The sequence below is a fragment of the Streptomyces polyrhachis genome, from assembly GCF_042663125.1.
Taxonomy (GTDB): Bacteria; Actinomycetota; Actinomycetes; order Streptomycetales; family Streptomycetaceae; genus Streptomyces; species Streptomyces polyrhachii.
The window spans coordinates 1-20,509 of record NZ_JBHSZO010000006.1 but is presented as its reverse complement, the minus strand read 5'-3'; the positions used below and the strand labels follow the sequence as shown (position 1 = coordinate 20,509).

Below are 20,509 nucleotides of genomic sequence, written 5' to 3'. Positions count from 1 at the left end.
TTCACCGGCGGCCCCGTCCCCTGACCGGCAGGGCGTCGGTAGCCTCGGGCCCATGACCGATGAGCGTGGGCGCTGGGTGCTGGGGGTGGACTCCGGCGGGTCCGGGGTGCGGGTGGCGGTCGCCGGGGTCGCCTGCGGCGGGGAGGCCGGGAGGGCGGTGGCGACCGCCTCCCTGGCGGACCCGGCCGTCACCGGAGCGGGCGGTATCGACGCCGCGAGCCTGCTCGACCGCGTGCTGCCCCTCGCCGGGAAGCTGCTCGGCGAGCTGGGCGTCCCCCGGCTGGAGGCGGCCTGCGTCGGCGCCGCCGGGATGGCCACCCTCGGCGGTGAGCTGCGCGAGCGGCTGCCGGCCGCGCTGGCCGAGTCCTTCGGGGTACGGCGTCTCGCCCTCGCCGCGGACGGCGTGACCGCGTACGCCGGGGCGCTCGGCCAGCGCCCGGGTGCCGTCGTCGCCGCCGGTACGGGTCTGATCGCCCTGGGCACCGGACTCGACGGGAGCGGCTGGCGCCGCGCCGACGGCTGGGGGCATCTGCTGGGCGACTGCGGCGGCGGGGCCTGGATCGGGCGCGCCGGCCTGGAAGCGGCCCTGCGCGCCCACGACGGGCGCACCGGCGGCTCGGCCGCCCTGCTGGGCCGACTGGAGGCCGTCTTCGGACCGGCGCCGCGGCTGCCCGGCCTGCTCTATCCGCGCGCGGACCGGCCGGCCGTGCTCGCCTCCTTCGCACCCGAGGTCGCCGCCTGCGCGGCCCCCGGCCCGTCCGGCGGCCCCGCCGACCCCGTCGCCGCCGCGATCCTCGCGGAGGCCGCCGGTGAGATCGCCGCCTCGGCCGCGGCGGTCTGCCCCGACGGCGGCACCGTCGCCCTCACCGGCGGGCTGCTGAAGCTGGGCGCGCCGCTGCTCGGGCCGCTGGACAGCGCCCTGCGCACCCGGCTGCCGCACGCCGTGCTCCACACCGCCGACGGCGATCCGCTCCTGGGCGCGGTGCGCATCGCCCAGGCACTGGCGGTGGACGATCTGCGCCTGCCCGTACAGCAGCACGGCCTCCTGCACCTCTCGTAGCAGTCCGGAAACGAACCGTATGCGAACGGATCCGAGCGGCTTCGGACAGGCCCGAACCACCCCTGGACGAATCGGCGCAGATCCTGTCCAGACACCCCCGGCCGTGCGGTCTGTCCGACGGACCCGTTAGCATGCGGCGCCATGAGCACTGCCGACGGCCTCGCACACGGCCTGCCCCAACGAATGCCCCGTTCCCCCCAGCCGGGACGCCACCGCAAGCCGGAGCAGCTGGTCGCCCCCGAGGGCGCGCCCGCGCTCGTGCTGGCGGTGCCCGGCACGCCCGACGCCTCCGTCCGCAGCCTCGCGGAGGAGGTTGTGAGCATCGCCCGCTCCGAGATGCCGGGGCTGAACGCCTGGATCGGCTACATCGACGCCGAGGCCGACCAGGGCGAGGACTTCCCCTCGCTCGCCGCCGTGCTCGCGTGGGTCACCGCCGACCGCGCGGAGCGTGCCGAGCGTACGGGCGCCGAGCTGCCCGACGGACCGTCCGCGATCGTGGTGCCGCTGCTTCCCGGCCCGGACGCCGCCGTGACGCGCCGGATCACGCAGGCCATCGCCGACAGCAAGGCGCCGGTCGAGCTGACCGACGTGCTCGGCCCGCACCCGCTGCTCGCCGAGGGCGTGCACGTGCGCCTCTCCGAGGCCGGTCTCTCCCGGGCCGACCGCGCCCGCCTGTTCACCGTGTCGACGGCCGCGGACGGCATCATCCTGGCCACCTCCGGCGGCGAGGAGGCCGTGCAGTCGGCCGGTATCACCGGCATGCTGCTCTCCGCCCGGCTCGCCGTGCCCGTGATGGCCGCCGCGCTGGACTCGGTCGGCGCCGTGGCCCGTATCGCCGAGCAGCTGCGCGCCGCCGGTGCGACGCAGCTGGCGCTGGCTCCGTACGTGATCGGCCCCGAGCTGCCGGAGGGCCTGCTCGGCGCCGCCGAGCGCGAGGCGGCCTGCACGGCGGCCGAGCCGCTGGGTGCGTACCCGGCCGTGGGCAAGCTGGTGCTCACGCAGTACGCGGGCGCGCTGGGCATCCGCAGCGCGCAGCTCGCCGTGCACGCGCAGGCATGATGGGTGGGGCGTTAGCTCCATGTGAACGGTGCCCGAAGGGCCCGCGGCCCGACTGACGGGCCGCGGGCCCTTCCGGCTGGCGTGGGGCCTGGCGGAGGTGTCGGCGGTATCGGCGGTATCGGCGGTATCGGCGGTATCGGCAGCGCCGTCAGCCGAAGACCACGCAGGACGAGGCGGGGGCGGGCAGGGAGCCGGCCGGTGCGGGCAGGCCCGTGGCCGCGTCGAGGGTGAACCAGGTGACGCCGCCGGCGCGCTGGTTGGCCACGTAGAGGTGGCGGCCCTCGGGGTCCAGGGAGATCGCCCGCGGCCAGTCGCCGCCGCACGGCACGCTCGCCCGCAGCCGCAGTTCGCCGCCCGTCTCGTCGATGGACAGCACGCTGATGCTGTCGTGGCCGCGGATGGCGATGTAGAGGTGGCGGCCGTCGGGTGCGACGGCGATGCCCGAGGGCAGCGAGTCCGCGGCGTCCTCGGCGCCGACGGGCAGCAGGTCCGTCTCGCCCAGCGCGGTCAGCTTCCCGGCCTCGTCGTCCCAGGCCAGCACGGTCACCGTGGGCGCGAGTTCGTTGACCAGGTACGCGTGGCCGCCGCGGGGGTGGAAGGCCAGATGGCGCGGGCCGGAGCCGGGGCGCAGCTCCACCTCGCTGTGCACGCTCAGCGCGCCGTCCACCAGCCTGCACACCCGCACCCGGTCCGAGCCCAGGTCGACGCTGAGCAGCCACCGCCCGGAGGGGTCGGGCTGCACCCAGTGCGCGTGCGGGCCCTCCTGCCGCTCCCGGTTGGGCCCGCTGCCCGTGAACTGCAGCACGGCGGGCGGTCCCACCGGCGCCCCCGCCTCGTCCAGGGCGAGCATGCTGACGCTGCCCGACCCGTAGTTGGCGGTGAAGACCCGTCCGTCGGCGAGGGCGAGGTAGGTGGGGTCGTCGCCGTCCACGGGGACGGGCGGCGCGAGCGGCTCCACCGTGTCCTGCGCCAGGCGCAGCGCCGCCACCCGGCCGTCCGCGTGCTCGCCGACCGTGTAGAGCAGCCCGCTCGCCTCGTCGACGACCAGGAACGAGGGGTCGGCCACCGCCTCGCTGACGCTCAGCTCGCGGAGCGCGCCGGTCCCCGGCTCGACGGAGGCGGTGATGATGCCGCGCCCGCCCTCCGAGGTGAAGGAGCCGATACGGGCTCGCCGTGCGGTCATGTGTCTGTTCCGTCCCTTCGCTGCGTGGTGCCGCGACCCTAGCGGAGGCGATCGGCGCGCCCAGGGATCTCCGGCACGCGGCCGGTCGCGGTACGCGGGGACGTACGAGAGCCGGTCAGGCAGCCGGGACGAACGGTGCCCGCGGCCGGCTGTCCAGTGGGGGCTCCAGCGCCGCCAGCGCCGCGTGCAGCGCCTGGTACTCCGCGAGCCGGTCGGCGGCCTCCTCCCGCTCCCCGCGGTCGGCGGCCCCGGCGCAGGCCCGTACGCAGTCCATGGCCCGGCGGCTCCAGGCGTCGGTGAGCTGGTGGGTGGTCACGGGCAGGATGACGACGACCGCCAGCGCCGCACTCACCGCGCCGATCGCCGTCTCCTCCACCCGCAGGGCCAGCAGCGCCGGGGTGAGGACGCCGATCAGCCCGTACAGCAGGCCCACCATCACGGTGACGAAGAACATCATGAATGCTGTGAAGCAGCGGTTTTCGCAGGTCAGGCGGCTATCGGATGGGAAAGGGTCAGCAAAAAGTCAGCATTGGTCCTGCGCGGGTCGAGGGTTCGACCCCGGTTTGACAGGCGCACCGCCGCGTCGACCCACGGGCGCGCACTCGTAGCAGGAGTTCCCCGGTTATGAGAATCGGGGATCCCGCGGACCGTGGTCCCTGACGGCTTCCGCCGCCGATGAGGCACCTGCGAGCCGCTCGAATCGCGCCCCTCTGGGCTGCTCGGTTCTGCGCGACCGCCCTCCCTCCCACCCGCACTGCTCCCACACCCATGGAGAGATTCCAAGCGATGGCCGGCCAGATCTTCCCCCACGGCATGGGCACCTTCTTCAAGGAGTGCGAGCGCTCCCAGAGTCGATGGTCCAAGTGTCCCCACCCCTACAAGATCAGGTATCGGGACACCACGGGCCGGCAGCGCGAAGAGGCCGGCTACGCCACTCAGGACAAGGCGGCGACCAGACTCGTCGAGATCCACCAGGCGAAGAAGGGCCCGGCGAAGGACGGGAACACGGAGGCCCAGGAGATAGCCGAGATGCGGTTCAAGGACTTCGCGACCCGCTACATCTCCAACCGGAAGCGCGGCCTGACGTCCAACACCGTCGACCAGTACGAAGGCAGCTTCAGGACCCAGATCTACCCCCGTCTCGGGAGCCGCCGCGTCGGCACCTTCACACCTGGGGTGATCGAGGACTGGCTCAACGGCATGGAACTGGACAAGGTCGGCTCGGCCAGCCAGAGGAGCGCGTACCTTGTCCTGAAACTCGTCATCGATGCGGCACGTCATCGCGGTGCCATAGCGATGGACCCCTTCCTGGACGTCGCGCCTCCCGACTACATGCCACCCGAGGTGACCATTCCGACCCTCGCGGAGCTGAACGCCCTTCGCGATGCGGCCGAGGGTGACGATCTACGACTTGTCATTGAGCTCATGTCCGGCTGCGGTCACCGGAATGGTGAGGCCCACGCCGCGAACATCAAGTCGATCGTGGCCGGCGACGTCTACCGGATCAATGAGCAGATCCACGGCAACAGGGTCGAGCCCGCGCAGCTGAAGCACCGCAAGCGCGGAGAGTTCCGCGAAGTCCCCCTGCCCAGAAAGACTCACGAGTTCATCTCCTATTTCGCCGATACCTACGGAGCGGACAGGAACGGCTACCTTCTCGTCAGGGGAAACGGGGCCGGCAGCCCGCACATCCAGAGCTACTTCTACGGGGACCAGACCCTGCGGTGGCGCTGGAGGAGGTGTCTCGAACGGGCAGATGCGGGGACCACGTACAAGCTGTACTCCCTTCGCCACTACTTCGCATCGAACTGCCTTACCCACGGCATTCCGATCACCGATGTCGCCGAGTGGATGGGGCACAAATCAATCGAGGTCACCTACCGGATCTATCGGCATCTCCTGCCCGGCTCCCTCACGAGGGCAGCCAAGATCCTCAACGAGCGGCTTTAAGCGCCCGCCCATCAGAGGCGTCGCACCCGTCAGCCTCTACCTCGCGTGGTGCGCTTGCCCCGCGGTTCAGGAACCGACCAGTGGAGAGCGCGGCGACGTCCCCAGTGGCATCGCCAGTTCCGACAGGGCCTTCTCCAGGCCGTGCAGATGGACGAGGGCCGACTCGGTCTCCGACCGAGGAGGCGCCTCGCGGGTGTCGTTTGCCACCCGGCTGCTGCGCATCTCGCCGACGGTGAGTGCCTCTACGGCGGCCTCGACCCGCCAGCAGGCGGCGGCCAGGCGGGCGTCATGCGACGCGGTCGGGTCGGCGGCGACGGAGACCAGACCGCGTACCTCGCAGGCGCAGTCGTCGAGCAGTGCGATGACGTGACGGGCGCGTGCCTTTCGGGCACGGAAGGGGCTCAACGGGTGCACCAGCGGGGCGACTGACATCCGTACCCGGCCCAGCAGCAGTTCCAGCTCGGCGGCGTGCGGGGTCGGGTCGGCCTTGAGGTCGCCGGCAAGGCGGGCCGCCGCCTCGGCTGTGGCGGCGTGCACGCAGTGCAGTGCCCGTTGGATCCAGGCGTCGTTCGTGGCGTGCGTGGTGACCGGCAGCACGAACAGCACGGCCAGCGCGGCACATGTCGCCCCCACGCCCGTCTCCGCGAGACGCAGCGCGAGCAGTCCTGCGTCCAGCACGCCCAGCAGGCCGTAGAGGAGGCCGGCCATGACCGTCACCGCCAGCATCATCCAGGAATACGAGACGGCGGCGGTGTAGAAGATCGCGAAGACGCAGACGGCGACCAGTGCGGCTGTCGGCGCGGGCGCGCCGTTCAGTGGGATGGCGACGAGCAGACCGACGGCAATACCGATCAGAGTGCCCAGGACCCGGCGGAAGCCGCGGACCAGGGTCTCGCCGCGGGAGGTCGTGTTGACGAAGATCCACCAGGCGGTGCCGACGGCCCAGTACCAGCGGTCTTCGGAGAGCACCTGCCCGACGGAGAGCGCGAGCGCGCAGGCAGCAGTGGCCTGGAAGGCTTGCCGGGTGGTGAGCCGCGCCAAGCCGGCGCCGGGCAGTACGGGCGGGGCTGCGGCGGGCGGCGTACGTCGCTCGATGGGCCAGAGCACGAAACGTACGGCGCCGGCCGTCAGAAGGGCCAGGCTCACCGCGGCGTACAGCTCGGGCAACTGGGCGGGGACTGCGTGCAGGAACTGCGTGATGAAGAAGTTCATGAACGCGAAGATTCCGAGCGCGTGGCCGCGCGGGCCCCAGCGGCGGGCGTAGACCCCGCAGAAGACGACGGCCATGAACGCGGCGTCGCGGGCCAGGGTGACGCCGTGCAAAGTGGTGGCGAGCGTCAGTACCGGGAACCCGGCGAGGGGGAGCAGTGCGGTGGTGATTCGCTGGTCGCGGACGGTCGCGTCGGTGACGGTGAAGAGGGCGAGCAGCGCCGCGAGCCCTCCGGTGATCGACGCGGTGAGCGAGAGCCCGCACAGCTCGGATACGGCGACGGCTGCGGCAACGCCGATGACGGCGCGGGTCGAATTCCGCAGCCGCAGGCGCCCCGGGTCCGGAGCCACGAACATCCTCTTCACGGCGGTCGGTCGCTCCCTTGCAGTGATACGCGCCACGCCTGCGGCAGTCCGGGGTGGTGGACGGCGAGCAGACACGACGAAGGCACCGCGGTCCGGATCCGGCCTTGTCGCCGTCCGGCGCATGCGGCGCCGCAAAGTACATGGATAGGGCAAGGATAACCGCCCCTGGGGCCATCAATCCCACCGCAATGCCATTGGTCACACCAACGGCATGCCGCCGAGTCTCGATGGAGATCGAGCGAGGCGGGCCATGAAATTGCAGGTCACGGCTCTGGCGCGGGGCACATGGGCAAGCACGCCAGCCGAATCGATCGCACGTAGCGGCGAAACCCCGACTACGGAAATCGGAGATGCTCTGGAGCATGGGTGTCCCGTGCGCGATACGTGGCAGTAGTAACGCACCGCCGAAGATGCACTGCCCGATGCGCACCCAAGGGACTGTGATGCTCGACGCCGTAAGCGCCTCCCCCAATGACAGCCAGCCCGCGCCCAACCCTCCTCGAGGGGGCCCGGTAGACGTACGGGTGCTCCGCGTCGTAGGCCAGGAACCGGTCGGCGAGCGTGGGGCGGGAACCGGCACGGAGCGAGGGACGAAACACTGGCAGTACGGCCTGGGTCACCGGGGCATGGGTCGTGTGCATCGGTTGGATCTCCAAGATGAACGGGCGGGCGGCAGCCGGCGGATCAGGCGAAGGAGGCACGCAGGCCGGGCAGGGTGCGCAGACGCGCGAAGGCAATGAACAGGCCAAGGGCCTGGAGGACGGCGCAGCCGGTGATCACGTGGCCGAGCAGCGTCGCGGGTACAGCGGCAATGAGGAGGCCGGCCACCGGGAAAGGCAGCAGGAGCAGGAGGATCGTCAGCGAGAGGGTGCTGCCGGACACCGCGGCCGGGATGAGGTTCGAGCGCAGGGTGCGCAGCACGACGGTCATGCCGCCCTCGCTGGCCATGAGCACCGCGATCAGCACGAGGTAGGCGGTGTAGGTGCGGGTCAGCGAGACGGCCAGGCATGCGCTGGCGGCGATGCCGGCGGAGAGGGCGCCGACCGGCCATAGACCCCATCGGTCGATGGCACGTCGGCAGACGGCGACCGACCAGACCACGCCCACATCCGCGCTGGAGTGTCCGAGCTGTTTGACCACGACCATCGGGGCCGCGGCCTGAAGCAGGCCCACAGCCAGGTTCGACAAGGTCAGCCCAGTGATCAGCCAGGCCAGCGCGGGGAGCGACTTGAGCGTGGTCCAGCCGGTGTGGAGCCCCTTGAGGACGGACTCCGAGGCGGCAGGCCGCTGCCGGGCGTACTGCCGGGGGGCGAACGCGCAGGCGAGCAGGGAGAAGGCGGCGATCGTGGTCAGCATCCCGGATGCTCCGGCCCGCTCTAGGAGGAGTCCGGCGAGGGCGGGGCCGGCCAGGGTGCCGACCTGGTCGATGCCGAGCAGTACGGACTGCACGCGGTGGGCCCGTTCGCCGGCTGCCCGGCTGGCCACGCCGCCCGCGGTTTCGGCGGCGATGTAGGAGAACTCGGTGAGCACGCCGGTGGAGGCGGCGAGCGCCATGACGGTGATCGTGGTGCTGAGTCCGCCCCGCAGTTCGGGCAGGGCGAGCGCGGCGGCCAGGACGACGACGGCACGCATCGCGGAGGCGAGACGAAAGACGCGGGTGGTGCCGTAGCGGTCGGTCATCGTCCCGGCGAGGGCGAAGGCGCCGAGCCGCGGGATCCACTCCAGCGCGAACGCGAGGCCGGTCAGCGTGGCGGAGTTGGTGGTGGCGAACACCAGCAAGGGGATGCCGTACGTGGTCATGGCGAACGCGCCGGCATCCATGCTGCGCGGCAGGTAGATGCCGCGCAGCATGGTGGGGACCGGGCGGCTGGCATGCTGCGGTCCAACACGGGATCTCTCACGCAGCGCACCCCGCTTCCGCCCGCTCCTGGACGGAGCGGGCGTCGGCGTGCTGCTGGACGCGGGGGTACGCCTGCAGGAACTCGGCTAGGACCTGGTGCGGTGCCGACGGCTCCAGGCTCGAACCGGTCGCCTGCGGGCTGCGGCGCGACAGCTGGAGGGTGTGCTGGACGCGGGTGACGAAGTCGCTGCTGGTGTCGGGGAATTGACGGGCGCGCCCCCAGCGGGCCGCGGTGTCGTACACCTCGGCCAGAGCCTCGCCGCTGGCGGTGAGGCGGTAGCGGTCGGGGCCTGCTCGTCGGCGTGGACGAAGCCGAGGTCGCGGGCGACGTCGATGGCATAGCGCAGTTGGCCGGGGGTGAGGTCGCCGAAGGCGCTCTGCAGGCTGCCCTTTTGGTGGCTGATGGGGCCGTTGTCGTCGATCTCGGTGACTAGGCGGATCAAGGCCGGCAGGGTCAGGGGGGGCAGAGGCAGTGGCCCAAGCGGAGATCGCCTCGAAGACAGGGGTGAGCGCCCGGCCGCTCGCGGTCAGCTGGTAGCCGGTTCCGCTGGCGGTGACGGGGCCGTCGGCGAGCAGGCGTTCCAGCGGCTTGTAGACGGCGGTCAGCCCGTAGCCGGGCATGGCCTCGGCCGCCAGGCTCCTGGCGGTCGCCGTGCCGCGGGCCTGCAGGGAGAACAGGATCGGTGTGGCATGTCGGGGCGCGAGCAGTGCCACGGCGTCGTCGATGTTCTGGGCCGGTGCGATCCGCTCGGGTTCCATGGCTCCGGTGTGCTTGTTGGCGACCAGCTCTTTCTCCAGATACGTGTCGCCCCAGGACGCGATCACGGTGAGGACGGGCAGCAGCGCGGCGCCGCGGCTGGTGAGGCCGTAGGTGACGTGGCGCGGGGCGTAGGCCGTGCGCTCGATGACGCCGGCGTTGGTGAGGTGACGCAGCCGGGGGTGGAGCTGGCCGTCCGCCAGCCACGGCAGCCGCGGCTTGAACTCGGCGTAGCGCAGCGGCTGGGAGGAGACGGTCATCGGCACCCACACGCTCCAGCGCGGAGCGAGCAGGTCCAGGGTCTTGGTGACGCCCAAGAGATCGTTCGGTGTGGTGGGCGACGGCGCGGTGGTGGCCAAGAAGGGGCTCCTCAAGCGGTACAGGTGGATCAGCGGGTGCGGGAGGTGGTCGCCGTCGGCGTGGCCGGGAGCGGTGCAGCCGGCGGGTGGGTGTCCGGGGCGGACACCCGGCGCAGACCGCCCAGGACCGCGCTGGTGCTCTTGGCGTAGGCGTCGCGGGTGGCGACGGACTCGGCGATGCGGCGGGCGCAGTCGAGGATGTGACCGGCGGCGAACCGGCCGATCTCCCGGTCAGGGGCGGTGAGTTCACGCAGTCGCTGAAGCTGGAAGGCGATGTTGCGTTCGGCGAGGGCCAAGTCGTTGTGGGAGCCGGTCAGGGCGGCGAGCAGCGTGGTCTCGGGGGTCGCGTCGGCGAGGGCTTCGAGTTCAGCGAGCGGCTGTCCGTACAGGGCCTCGATGCGCTGGGCGACGAGCTGGGAAACGGCGGGGGACGGGGTGTCAGGCTGGGGCAATCGGCGGTCTTTCAGAGATGTCGGGTCCGCATCACCGCGGCGCGGGATGGGGCCGGGGCGGGCGGTGCGGTGGCGGCGATCTTGGGACTCAACCCGGCGCGTGGTACGGCTGCTCGGTTCGGCGCCGGCATGGTGCGCAGCAGCTGGTCGAGTGCGGTGGTGTAGCCGTCCCGGCTGGCCAGAGCCGCCTCCAGCCAGTCCGCGTCCCACCGCAGGTCCTCGGCGGACAGGTCGCCCATGCCCCCGTCAGGTCCCGTCGCGGCGTGGGCACGGTCTCGGACCCGGGCCACCTGCTCCTCGGCGATGGCGAGGAAGCTGCGCAGTTCCAGCGCGCGCTGGAGGGCGGTGTTGGCCTCGGCGCGGGCCGCCTGCGCGTACAGCTCGGACACGTCGGAGCCGAACGCTTCCTGCAGCGCCGCATCGCGGCTGCTGGACTTGTCGATGACGCTCACCGCGTCACCCCGCGCACCGCGGTGTTGTGCACGCTGGGCGGCGTGGGCGGGGAGGTGGGCAGGGCCGGAGCGCGACGGGCGGCTGGGGCCGCACCGCTCCATACCCCGGGTCCCCGCTTGCCGGGAGCGTTGGGGTCCAGGAGGTACTTCACGACCATGGCGCGGCCGTCGCGGGAGGCGACAGCGGCGTTGACCTGGTGGGCCAACTCCATGGCGGGGTCGTCGAGTACGTCGCCCGGCTGCGTGCCGAGTGCCTTGACGAGCGCGTCCTCGGCGGTGTCGAGCGCCTGCTGCGTCTCGGCGAGCAGGCCGTACCAGTGCACGACGGTGGTGGCGTCGGGATTTGCCTGGGGTGCCGCTGCGACTGCCCGTCGCAGGTCGGCGAGCGGCATCTGGAATCGGTCCTCGATCCGCTCGGTGATGACGCCCATGACGTCTTCGCTGTAATCGAGCACGAAGTAGCTCCCTTCTATTCGGGCATGCCAGCAGGAAATAGGGGATTGGCGTTACGGCGTGGAGAGAGAATGCGGAAGCAGCCCCAGGCGGATGCCGTGCGGGCTGAGAACAAGAGTCCGGAGAATCCCCGGTTTCGGTAACCGGGGATTGCGTGCTATGTTCCGCACCGCATCCGGCCCGGCAGAAGGCATTACGTGCTGGACGGCATTTCAAATGCCCTTGGATAAATGGGAGTTCAGCGGCTCGGGCCGCGCGGAGGCGCGGGCCGCGCCGGCAGTCCGGGGACGGCGGTGGCGCGGGTCGCCGGCGAGGCCGTCGGCAGCTGGGGCTTGTCGCGGTCCCAGTGCGCTTCCCACCACTGGGTGGCGGCCTCGAAGGTCGGGAAGCCGCCCTCGCGCAGGGTGTGCGTCCATGCGGTCGTGTCGACCTCTTCGAGGAGCACGCGGAAGGGCAGTGCTGCCTTCTCATCCAGGGCGCGCAGCATTACGGTCGTTTGGATCGGGCCGCTGTCTTCGGTGTAGCTGATGCCGTAGGCGAAGTGGTCGCTGTCGCTGCGCAGCCGCTTCTCCAGGGCGCGGGTGGCCTCGTTCGCGGGGGAAGTGCCCATGCCTTCGGGCACGAGGATCTTCGCTTCCGGGCAGCCTCGGGCGATCAGCCAGGACTGGGCCATGGACAGCAGCGGTAGCTGCGCGTGGCCGAACTGGAAAGTACGCGCGGCCAGGTCGCGCTTCAGATGTAGGGCGACCAGCTGCGGTTCACCGGGGATGCCCCAGGTGACCGCGGTTCAGCGGCGGCTTCGTGAGACGGCGGGGAAGGCTGGCGGGACAGGCGCGGGTGTGGCGTCGGGCGGGCCGGAGGGGCGGGGCGTGGTCAGCGCGGCGCGGCCGATATCGGTGAGGGCCACGGGCTGCCCGGCCTGCACGGGATGCGCCCTGTCGCGCGCCACCAGGCCCATCGCCTCCAGGCGCTGGAGCTGGGCGTAGGAGATACGGGTGCGCGTGGGGGTTACTACGGCGAGGCGGTGGGTGACGAGGTGCTCGTGCAGCTTGGCGCCCTGAGCGATGGCGAGCAGGGCCGCGACGTCCCTCGTCGCAAGCTGGGGTGACACCTGTCGGGGAGCGGCGGCCTCGATCGGCTCCAGCACGGCGGCTGCGACGGTCTGCTTCGCATCGCGTTCGGCGGCAGCCTGCGCCAGCTGATAAGGCGACGCGGACCTCGACATACGGGCCGTCGCGGGTGTGCGACGTCGGCCCGAGCCGGTCGAGGAGCCGGAGCATGGGCACGTTGGACGCCTGGGTGAACGCGGAGAGGGTGGGGGCTCGGCGCACGCGGGCGACGCGGGCGGCCTGGCAGGCCGAAGCCGTACCGATGCCCTGGCGCTGACGGTGGTCGACGACCTGCCGCCCGAGGTCGACGATCCCCGGCTCCCGGGTGACGGGCCCGGCGCAGACCAGGGCCACAGGCCGCTCGTCTGCGCCGAGCCCGATCCAACACTGCGCATGGGTGAGGAGCCGGGACAGGTCGCGGGGTGTGATGCGGGTGCAGCCCCAGCGGCGCAGCAGATAGCCGTCCTGGTACGCGTCCTCGGCCCGCTCCGTACGCGGGGTGGGGTGCTTGCTGTCCCCGTTGCTCAGCGCGGTCGCCGAGTCGTCGAGCAGATACCAGCCGTCCTTCGACAGGACGCCGTCGTTCAACTGGTACGGCGCAGCCGGGGTGTTGTCGAGCCCGCGCGTCCAGCCGCCCAGGTTGGCGGTGTTGCCCTTGGTCGCGGGGGTCGGGTAGGCGGTGTCCGCGTCCGGGGCGAGGGCGAAGGAGTCGATGTTGGCGCGGCCGGTGTCGCCGGCGCGCTGGGCGACGGTGATGTCGTTGACGCCGCGCTTCAGGTCGACCTTGACCGGGCTTCGATATCCCGTACGCGTTCCAGTCACCGGTCGGTTCCATGGTGACCTGCTGTGCCGTGCCGGCCGCCTCGACGGAGAGGCTGCGGTCCTTCGTCCCGCCGTCCGAGGCCTGGGCGTTGGCGTACCGGAGCCGCAGCGTGTACGTGCCGTCGGCGGGCACGCCCCGTACGCGGACCGTGGACCGGGCGCCTTCCTGTTCGTAACCCTGTGTGACGCCGCGGCCGTACGCCTTGGTCGTGCCGCCGGGGAAGTTGTACTCGGCGCCGCCGCTCAGGACACCGAACTCGGTGTCGCGGACCGCACCGAACACGCAGGTGGACGTGGCTCGCCGAACTGCGGATGCCCGGTGACCTGCCGGTCGCCGGCCTCAAGGCGTACCTCGGTGTTGTCCTGGGTGAACGGCCCGGAATCCAGCTTGTGGCGCAGTGTGAACTCGCCGGTGCGGATGACGCGGTAGCCGTCCTCCACCTCCGACGGGTACGCGGGCGCGTCGAAGGCGCGGTTGACGGCGTTGACGGTGGGCCGGTCCTCGAACTTCCCGTCCTGTGCGTACTCCAGGCGGATCAATGCGGGGGTGAGCACGTGGAAGCGGGCATCACCGTCGACGACGGTGCCGTCCGCTTGCGGGTCCGGGGTTTCGGCCCGGGCGGGGCCCGCCGTCGCGGACAGGGCGAACAGGGCTCCTGCGGCGAGCATGGCCCCTGCCCGTCCGGCTCTGATGGGCATGACCGTTCCCTCCTCGTGGGGTTGGGGGTGCGGCGGAGGATCCGCGGAAAGCGGCGCGGATCGGCACGCCGAAAGTGCCCTGCACGTGGACGCACGTCGGCCCGAGTCTGTTGAGGACATGGCTGTTTCGAGCCGGTCGGAGGCTCTCTACGGGCACCCGAAGGCTGGCACGGGTTTGTCGCCCAGGGCAAGATCTCTTGCGCGGTCTTGTGTGAAACAGCTGCTCAGTGAGCAGAAATGCGCAACCGCCCGTGCCTACGACGAGGCTGTGAGCGTTCCGCCCGGATCCTGGTACACCACATCGAGCGCGAGCGAAGCCGCGCCCCGCGCCGCCGCGCTGAAGCCGAGCGTGGACGCGAGGACGGTGCAGCCGCCCGCGTCGGGGGCCATCACGCGTTCGGTCAGCTCGCTCTGGACGCGGGTGATCAAGTGGTCGCCGAAATAGGCGAAGTAGCCGCCGAGGACGATGGCCCGCGGGTTCAGGATGTCCGTCAGGGCGGCGAGCCCGAGGGCGAGCCCATCCGTGATGGCTTCCAGTGCGGCCGTGGTGGCCGGCTCGCCCGCGTCGGCGCGGCGCCGCAGTTCCGCGAGCCGCAGCTCCAGGTCCACCGTCGCGTCCCGTACGGGATCGCCGGGGGCGGCGGCGTGGTCGAGCAGGGCGTGCAGGCCGACCATGGTCTCCCAGCAGCCGCGGCGCCCACAGGCGCAGAGCTTCCCGTCGGGGCTCAGCCGCATATGGCCGATCTCGCCGGCGTATCCGGCCGCTCCGCGCAGCAGCCGTCCCTCCGTGATGATGCCGCCGCCGACACCCGTCTCTCCGGTCACGTAGATCAGGTCGTGGATGCCGGCCGCGGCCGCGATCAAGTACTCGGCGAGAGCGCCGAGTTTGGCATCGTTCTCCAGGTCGATCCGCGGGCTCCGGGGGCCCAGGCGCCGGGTCAGGATGCCGACGACGTCCACGTCCCGCCACTCGATGTTCGGCGCGTAGGAGACCACTCCGCTGCGGTGCTCGATCACGCCGGGGGCCGCGACCGTCACGGCCACGGTGTGCATGCCCCGGCTGCGCAGCCTGCGGCGGGTGTCACGGATCGCCTCCGCCGCGCGGTCGAGCACCTCGTCCGCGCCGAGGCCCCGGACGTCGAGCGGGATGTGCTGTTCGGCGGCCACCTCGCCGCGCAGGTCGAGTGCGATGAGGAAGAGGTAGTCGGCGCTGATCTCGACGCCGATGCCGCAGATCGCGCGCCCGTCGATCTCCACGGTACGGCTGGGCCGCCCGATCGATCCGTCACGGGTGGGCTCTCCCTCCCGCACCAGGCCGCGCTCCATCAACTCGGCCACCAGATTGGTGATCGTGGCCTTGGGCAGCCCGGTCTCCGCCGCGATCCGCGTACGGGGCCGGGGCCCGGCGTCGCGCAGCAGCCGCAGCACCAGGCCGAGGTTGGTCCGGCGCAGGGAGGCGCGGCCGCCTGCCTTGTGCGGTCCGTCGCCGCCCGGGGTGCGGACACCCGGTCCCCGCTGATCTGCCGTCACTCGGTCTCTCCTCGCGTCCTCGCTCGCGCTGCAGGTCAACGTACGCGAGAGGTCACCGGCGCGGCGAGGGGCCCTGCCCGATCGCAAGAACAATCTCTTACGTACCTATTGACTAGGCATTACTAATTTCGGATCCTAGCCGAATTAAAGACGGGTCCCACTTGGAGGCGCTGAGCACGTGGTAAGGGAACGAGCTGGACGGCCGGACGGCGTGCCCGCGGGGATCCGCGGGCCCCGGGCGCGCTACCACCTGCGCTACCAGCTGCGGCCCGGCGCCGACCTGGCGCAGCGGGCCGCCGCGCTGGCTAAGGTGTGCGACGAGAACGGGGTCGGTGAGGTCGTTCTGCTGCTCGGCGCGGAGGAGGAGTACACCGGACATCTCCTCGGTGCCGAGGAGGACCGCTGGTTCGCGGCGGCTTCCGAGGCCCGTTCCGTACTCACCGAGGCGGGCCTGGACGTCAGCCTCAACCCGTGGGTGACGGTCGGGCACGCGGACCGCGGCAGGACCGGCCGGCCCGGCTTCGCCCCCATGGTCTCGCCGACGGGCAAGGCGGCCACGGCCCAGGCCTCGTTCGCCTGTCCCGCCTGGCGTGACTGGCTGTGCGCGCACTACGGGCGCTTCGCCCGCCTTGGCTTTCGCGTGCTGTGGGTGGAGGACGACTTCCGCTTCCACAACCACGCCCCGCTGGACTGGGGCGGCGGCTTCGAGCCGCTGATGATGGAGCGGCTCTCCGCGCTCGTGGGAGAGCAGGTGACGCGGCCGGAGGTGGTGGCCGCCGTCACGCGGCCCGGGCCTCCGCATCCGTGGCGTGCGCTGCTCCAGCAGGTCTGGCGTACGGCGCAGCTCGAAGTCGCCGAGGGTCTCGCCGCGGCCGTACGGGAGAACTCGGCCGGAGCCGCCCGGCTCGGCCTGATGAGTTCCACGCCGGCCCTGCACTCGGTCGAAGGGCGCGACTGGGAGGCCCTTTTCGGGGCCCTGTCCATCGGCGGACGCGTCACGCAGCGCCCGCACTTCGCGCCCTATTCGGACGTTCCGGCCCGACAACTGGCCTCTTCCCTATGGTCACTTGAAGCGCAGCGGGTGCTGCGTCCCGCGCATGTGGCCGTCGAGCCGGAGATCGAGAACTGGCCGCACACGGCCTGGTCGAAGTCGGACACGCAGACCTGGTCGGAGATGGTGACCGCGCAACTCGCGGGCGCGGACGCCCTGTTGCTCAACGTGCACCCGAGCGCGGCCGGGCACGCGGACCGCTTCCCGCGGATCGACGCACTGCTGCGGCGCTCGCGGCCCGCGCTCGACTGGCTCGCCGGGCACCGCACGGAACAGGCGGAACCGATCGGCGTCGGCCTGCCCTGGCGGCCGGACACCGCCGCGCACGTGCAGACCGGCGAGGGTGCGCTGCGCGAACTCGCCGTGGACCCCGCGCCCGCCGCGGACTATCTGCTCGGCTACGGCGTTCCGGTCATCTCGGGACCGGCCCCGGTGCAGGCACTGTTCGGCCGGTGCGCCGACGCCTTCGACGACGAAGCGCTGCGCGCGATGCTGGCCGGCGGGCTGCTCCTCGACGGGGTGGCCGCGCGGCGGCTCACCGAGCGTGGATTCGGTGCCCTGCTCGGCGTACGGGCCGCGGGGGTGTACAGGCGTGACGCCGAGCACTCCGAAGGACCGTATGCCGTCGAGCAGTTGACCGAGGAAGGCTCGCAGGCCATGGAGCGGGTGAGCGGCGAAGGTGCGCAGGCCGCACGCCACTCGGCCGCCGAGCAGGGCGAGCAGCTCAGCGTCGACGTCCAGCCCGCACTCGCGCGCCTCGAAGAGGAGCCGGGCGCCCAGGTCCTCACCCGGATCCGTACGCCGGACGGCCGGCCCTGGGGCGCCGGGCGCAGCCACTTCGTCAACGCGCTCGGCGGCCGGGTCGCGGTGCTCGCCGCCACGGCACCCGCCGACCTCGCCCGCAGCGATCTGGGGCAGCGGCTCCTGCACGCCACGGTGCGCTTCCTGGAGGGCGGCCAGCCCCGGCTGCCCCTGGTGTCCGGCTCCCCGCATCTCATCCCGCACGCCGCCCGCAGCGGCGACCTGATCCGGCTCGCCGTGGCCAACGGCAGCGCCGACCCCGGCCGGCTGCGTCCCAGCCTGCCCGGAACCCCCCACGCGGTGCGGGCCACGCTGCTCGCGCCGCTCGCGGAACCGGCCCCGACCTCCATGACGCAGGTCGACGGCCACCCAGAACTCGAGGCCGAACTGCCGCACCGCGGCTGGGCGGTCCTCGAATGGCGACCCGCCCGCAGGCGTGTGTCGCTCGCGTCCCCCACCTCCGTCTCCTGAAGCGAGGAGTACCTGTGCCATCCCGTTCCAGAGCACGAGCCGCGAGCGCCTTCGCCGCGGTAGCCGCCCTGATGGCGGGCGCGGCCCTGTCGTCGCCCGCCGCGGCCGACGACAGCGCGGAGCCCGCCTATACCGTGAACGTGGGGCAGTTGGGCAAGTGGACCAACCCCGACGACACCCCCGCTGCCACGTACATAGACAAGGACGGCACGTTCCACTACCAGTCGGCGCACGCCCTGTACGCCGCGAACGACCCTCGCAAGTGGTCGTTCTACACGGGCAGCGACTTCGACACGGCGAAGCTGGACACCAAGGTCAGCAGCGCGGTGAACCCGGCCAACGCGCTCGACCGCAACGACGACACGACCTGGCGCTGCAACAACAGCCCGACCGGCCGTGAGTCCACGTACGCGCCGGACACCTCGCACTACTCGCAGCGGAACTACTGCGACCTGATGGGCGTGTGGATCGACCCGGACACCGGCGACTACTACGGCCTGGTACACAACGAGTTCACGCCGAGCCCCTTCGACGACGGGCTCCACTACGACGCCATCGACTACGCGGTCTCCAAGGACCAGGGAAGGACCTGGGACATCAAGGACCACGTCCTGACCTCGCCGTACAGCACGAAGCGCGGTGACACCGCGGCCTTCCCGCACGACCTCTACCACTACGGCAACGGCGACGCGCGCCTGTTCGTGGACACCGCCTCCGGCTACTTCTACGTCTATTACAACTCCCGCGCCATCCCCAAGGGCGGGGTCTCCGGCGGCTGGACCGACGGCAGCCGCGGCCATGTGGCGCGCGCCCCGATGTCCGCGAAGATGGCGCCCGGTTCCTGGCAGAAGTGGTACGACGGCGCCTGGTCGCAGCCCGGGGTCGGCGGCAAGGAAAGCAACATGGAGCCGGTGACCGCCGAGAACCCGAAGGGATACACGCCGGTCGCGAACGACTACGACCCGGCGAACGACGGCAATGTCGCCGAGCAGGTGGCGGCAGGTGAACTGCCCGCCAAGTCCGACCTGTTGACGATGAACATCGCCTACAACGCGTACCTCGGCCTGTACATCGGCACGCCCGAGGCGGTCGTCCAGGACAGCAGCGAGCCGCAGCGCTTCTACGTCACCGACGACCTGGCCACGCAGAAGTGGAAGCTGATCGGGGACACCGGCGCCTACAAGTCCGGCTCCTGGTACCGGTGGATGCTGGACTCGGTGAACAAGACGGGCTCCACCATCGTCGGCAAGAACTTCCGCAACTACTGCTCCTGGCAGTGCTCGGGCGGCGGCAGCGGTGAGTACTACAACACCGCGATCGAGACCGACTCGCCCGCCGCACCCGTCGCGTCGGGCGCGCAGTACACCCTCGCGAACGCCGCGGGCCGGGTCCTCGCCCAGTCCTCGGCGAGCGCCACCACCTCGCTGCCCGCCGCCGACGGCTCGGACCGCAGCAAGTGGACCTTCACGTCCAACGGCGACGGCTCGTACCGCATCGCCAACGCCGCGAGCGGCCGGCTGCTCGGCGTGGACTCGGCCAGGAACGCGGGCCGGGCCTGGGCGGCGAAGCCGACCGTGTCTGCGGCGCCCAAGGGCGGCCCGACCGTCGGCCAGCAGTGGTTCGTGATCCCCGGCAAGGATGTCTCCGGGGCGCCGACGGGCACGTTCAAGCTGGTCAACCGGTACAGCGGCCTAGTCATCGGGCTCTCGGGCGCCGGAGGCCGCGCCGCCGAGACCACTCCGGTCCGCGCCTGGACCGACAGCAGCGGTTCGGCGGTCGGCGGCGGCCGGACGGCCGGCGAGCAGACGCTGACGCTCACGCGGGTCGGCTGACAGACCCCTGGCGCGCGCATGCCGTACGGCGGTACGGCGTGCGCGCGCCAGGCCCATCAGCCGTGTACCGGGCCGACGGCCGCGAATTCCGCCGTACGAGGCTTCGAGGCGCCCCCCAACGCACGCGAGAACTGATCGGTGACCCGCGCCACCGCCTCGCGCGTCGCCGGATCCACGACGAGGACACCGCCGTCGGACCGCACCTCGATATGGCGGTCCAGGACGAACCCGCCGGGTGTGATGTGCGCCGAGCAGGTCGGGCGGGCCGCCAGCAGGTCGGCGCGCCGGTAGACACCTCAGGCGCGTAACTCGTCAAGTCGGCTTCTGTGGGCGTTTGGGGAGTCGAACAGAAAGGGCGCGGCTTGACGCTTGTGTGTGGATCCCTGGTCGCGCAAGAGTGCGAGTGACGGGGAGTTCTGGGCTTCTCGCTGCAGAGCGGGGGATCGGCGGGTGTGCAGTACTGATCTGGCAGCCAAGGAGGCGGCGATAGTTCGATTCCTGCGGGATTACCCGCAGGCGGTTGTTGCTGGCCATGGCCATCCCGCCCTCGTGGGGTGTGAGGATGTCCGATGGTCCGAGTTCCCGGAGTGCCCTGCGGCGATCCCAGCGCTGCTGCAGGGCTTGCTTGATCCGGTTGCCGCTCCAGAGGCCAAGCGGGTGCTCACGAACTGCATTTTCAACAGCATCAGGGAGATGAACGCGGCCATGCCGATGGTGCTGCGGTTCTTGTTGCGCCTTGGGAGTGACCCGCAGGTTCCTGTGCGGTCGGACCTACTGAGCCTTTCCCAGTAACGGATCATGGCATTGCGTGATCGTTCAGATGGTGCGGTCGTACTCGAGCTGGAGCGGGACGAGGGCTGCGGCGGCGATCTTCGTGATGCGGCTGGGGTCCAGACTGACCCGGCGCAGGGCCTTGAAGGTGGTCTTGAGCAGGGAGTTGGCGCGCTCGCAGACGCCGTGGATGCCGCGGATGACCTTGTTGTGGGTCTGCTGG

The 20,509-nt window shown here is 71.5% G+C and carries 18 protein-coding genes; 5 read left to right on the top strand and 13 right to left on the bottom strand.

Annotated elements, in window-relative coordinates; all coding sequences use genetic code 11:
• Positions 1 to 52 precede the first annotated feature (52 nt).
• Together ACFQLX_RS05390 and ACFQLX_RS05385 are read left to right on the top strand one after the other, a co-directional pair.
• The gene (locus ACFQLX_RS05390; RefSeq protein ID WP_386412533.1) at positions 53 to 1,060 is read left to right on the top strand and encodes an N-acetylglucosamine kinase; all 1,008 of its coding nucleotides are present in this window, start codon (positions 53 to 55) and stop codon (positions 1,058 to 1,060) included.
• Positions 1,061 to 1,201: 141 nt separating this feature from the next.
• Positions 1,202 to 2,119: a sirohydrochlorin chelatase gene (locus ACFQLX_RS05385; protein ID WP_386412531.1), complete on the top strand. Its 918-nt coding sequence runs from the start codon at positions 1,202 to 1,204 to the stop codon at positions 2,117 to 2,119.
• Between the two features lie 148 nt (positions 2,120 to 2,267).
• Here the strand turns inward: ACFQLX_RS05385 and ACFQLX_RS05380 are convergent, their stop codons facing one another.
• On the bottom strand, positions 2,268 to 3,302 hold the full coding sequence (locus ACFQLX_RS05380; RefSeq protein WP_386412528.1) for a lactonase family protein: 1,035 nt from the start codon (positions 3,300 to 3,302) through the stop codon (positions 2,268 to 2,270).
• 115 nt (positions 3,303 to 3,417) lie between these two features.
• Positions 3,418 to 3,759: a hypothetical protein gene (locus tag ACFQLX_RS05375; RefSeq protein WP_386412526.1), complete on the bottom strand. Its 342-nt coding sequence runs from the start codon at positions 3,757 to 3,759 to the stop codon at positions 3,418 to 3,420.
• A gap of 329 nt (positions 3,760 to 4,088) precedes the next feature.
• On the opposite strand from ACFQLX_RS05375, the gene ACFQLX_RS05370 reads away from it, so the two are divergent.
• Positions 4,089 to 5,252, top strand: coding sequence for a tyrosine-type recombinase/integrase (locus ACFQLX_RS05370; RefSeq protein ID WP_386412524.1), 1,164 nt, complete (start codon positions 4,089 to 4,091; stop codon positions 5,250 to 5,252).
• Positions 5,253 to 5,318: 66 nt separating this feature from the next.
• Here ACFQLX_RS05370 and ACFQLX_RS05365 read toward each other — a convergent pair whose 3' ends face one another.
• The 10 genes from ACFQLX_RS05365 to ACFQLX_RS05320 form a co-directional block, all read right to left on the bottom strand.
• Positions 5,319 to 6,818, bottom strand: coding sequence for an FUSC family protein (locus ACFQLX_RS05365; RefSeq protein WP_386412851.1), 1,500 nt, complete (start codon positions 6,816 to 6,818; stop codon positions 5,319 to 5,321).
• A 693-nt stretch (positions 6,819 to 7,511) separates the two neighbouring features.
• Entirely contained in the window at positions 7,512 to 8,678 is a 1,167-nt protein-coding gene (locus tag ACFQLX_RS05360) for an MFS transporter (protein ID WP_386412522.1), read from the bottom strand.
• Between the two features lie 46 nt (positions 8,679 to 8,724).
• A complete protein-coding gene (locus ACFQLX_RS05355; protein ID WP_386412520.1) occupies positions 8,725 to 9,843 on the bottom strand; it encodes a winged helix-turn-helix transcriptional regulator in 1,119 nt (372 codons plus the stop codon).
• 29 nt (positions 9,844 to 9,872) lie between these two features.
• The gene (locus ACFQLX_RS05350) at positions 9,873 to 10,295 is read right to left on the bottom strand and encodes a hypothetical protein (RefSeq protein ID WP_386412517.1); all 423 of its coding nucleotides are present in this window, start codon (positions 10,293 to 10,295) and stop codon (positions 9,873 to 9,875) included.
• 11 nt (positions 10,296 to 10,306) lie between these two features.
• Positions 10,307 to 10,747, bottom strand: a complete 441-nt coding sequence (locus ACFQLX_RS05345; RefSeq protein ID WP_386412515.1) for a hypothetical protein — start codon at positions 10,745 to 10,747, stop codon at positions 10,307 to 10,309.
• Positions 10,744 to 11,202, bottom strand: coding sequence for a hypothetical protein (locus tag ACFQLX_RS05340; RefSeq protein ID WP_386412514.1), 459 nt, complete (start codon positions 11,200 to 11,202; stop codon positions 10,744 to 10,746). Before ACFQLX_RS05340 ends, ACFQLX_RS05345 begins: the two co-directional genes overlap by 4 nt.
• 236 nt (positions 11,203 to 11,438) lie before the next feature.
• Positions 11,439 to 11,810 (bottom strand): hypothetical protein, encoded by a 372-nt coding sequence (locus ACFQLX_RS05335; RefSeq protein ID WP_386412512.1) that lies wholly within the window; start codon positions 11,808 to 11,810, stop codon positions 11,439 to 11,441.
• 177 nt (positions 11,811 to 11,987) lie between these two features.
• A complete protein-coding gene (locus tag ACFQLX_RS05330) occupies positions 11,988 to 12,425 on the bottom strand; it encodes a hypothetical protein (protein ID WP_386412510.1) in 438 nt (145 codons plus the stop codon).
• Between the two features lie 949 nt (positions 12,426 to 13,374).
• Complete coding sequence (locus ACFQLX_RS05325) at positions 13,375 to 13,830, bottom strand: hypothetical protein (RefSeq protein ID WP_386412508.1); 456 nt, start codon at positions 13,828 to 13,830, stop codon at positions 13,375 to 13,377.
• 255 nt (positions 13,831 to 14,085) lie between these two features.
• Positions 14,086 to 15,360, bottom strand: coding sequence for an ROK family transcriptional regulator (locus tag ACFQLX_RS05320; RefSeq protein WP_386412506.1), 1,275 nt, complete (start codon positions 15,358 to 15,360; stop codon positions 14,086 to 14,088).
• A 211-nt stretch (positions 15,361 to 15,571) separates the two neighbouring features.
• Between ACFQLX_RS05320 and ACFQLX_RS05315 the strand changes: the two genes are divergently transcribed.
• Together ACFQLX_RS05315 and ACFQLX_RS05310 are read left to right on the top strand one after the other, a co-directional pair.
• Complete coding sequence (locus ACFQLX_RS05315) at positions 15,572 to 17,683, top strand: hypothetical protein (protein ID WP_386412504.1); 2,112 nt, start codon at positions 15,572 to 15,574, stop codon at positions 17,681 to 17,683.
• A 14-nt stretch (positions 17,684 to 17,697) separates the two neighbouring features.
• On the top strand, positions 17,698 to 19,515 hold the full coding sequence (locus tag ACFQLX_RS05310; RefSeq protein WP_386412502.1) for an RICIN domain-containing protein: 1,818 nt from the start codon (positions 17,698 to 17,700) through the stop codon (positions 19,513 to 19,515).
• Between the two features lie 816 nt (positions 19,516 to 20,331).
• Here ACFQLX_RS05310 and ACFQLX_RS05305 read toward each other — a convergent pair.
• Positions 20,332 to 20,509, bottom strand: a 178-nt coding sequence (locus tag ACFQLX_RS05305) for a transposase family protein (RefSeq protein WP_386412849.1), incomplete at its 5' end; no start/stop codon positions are given.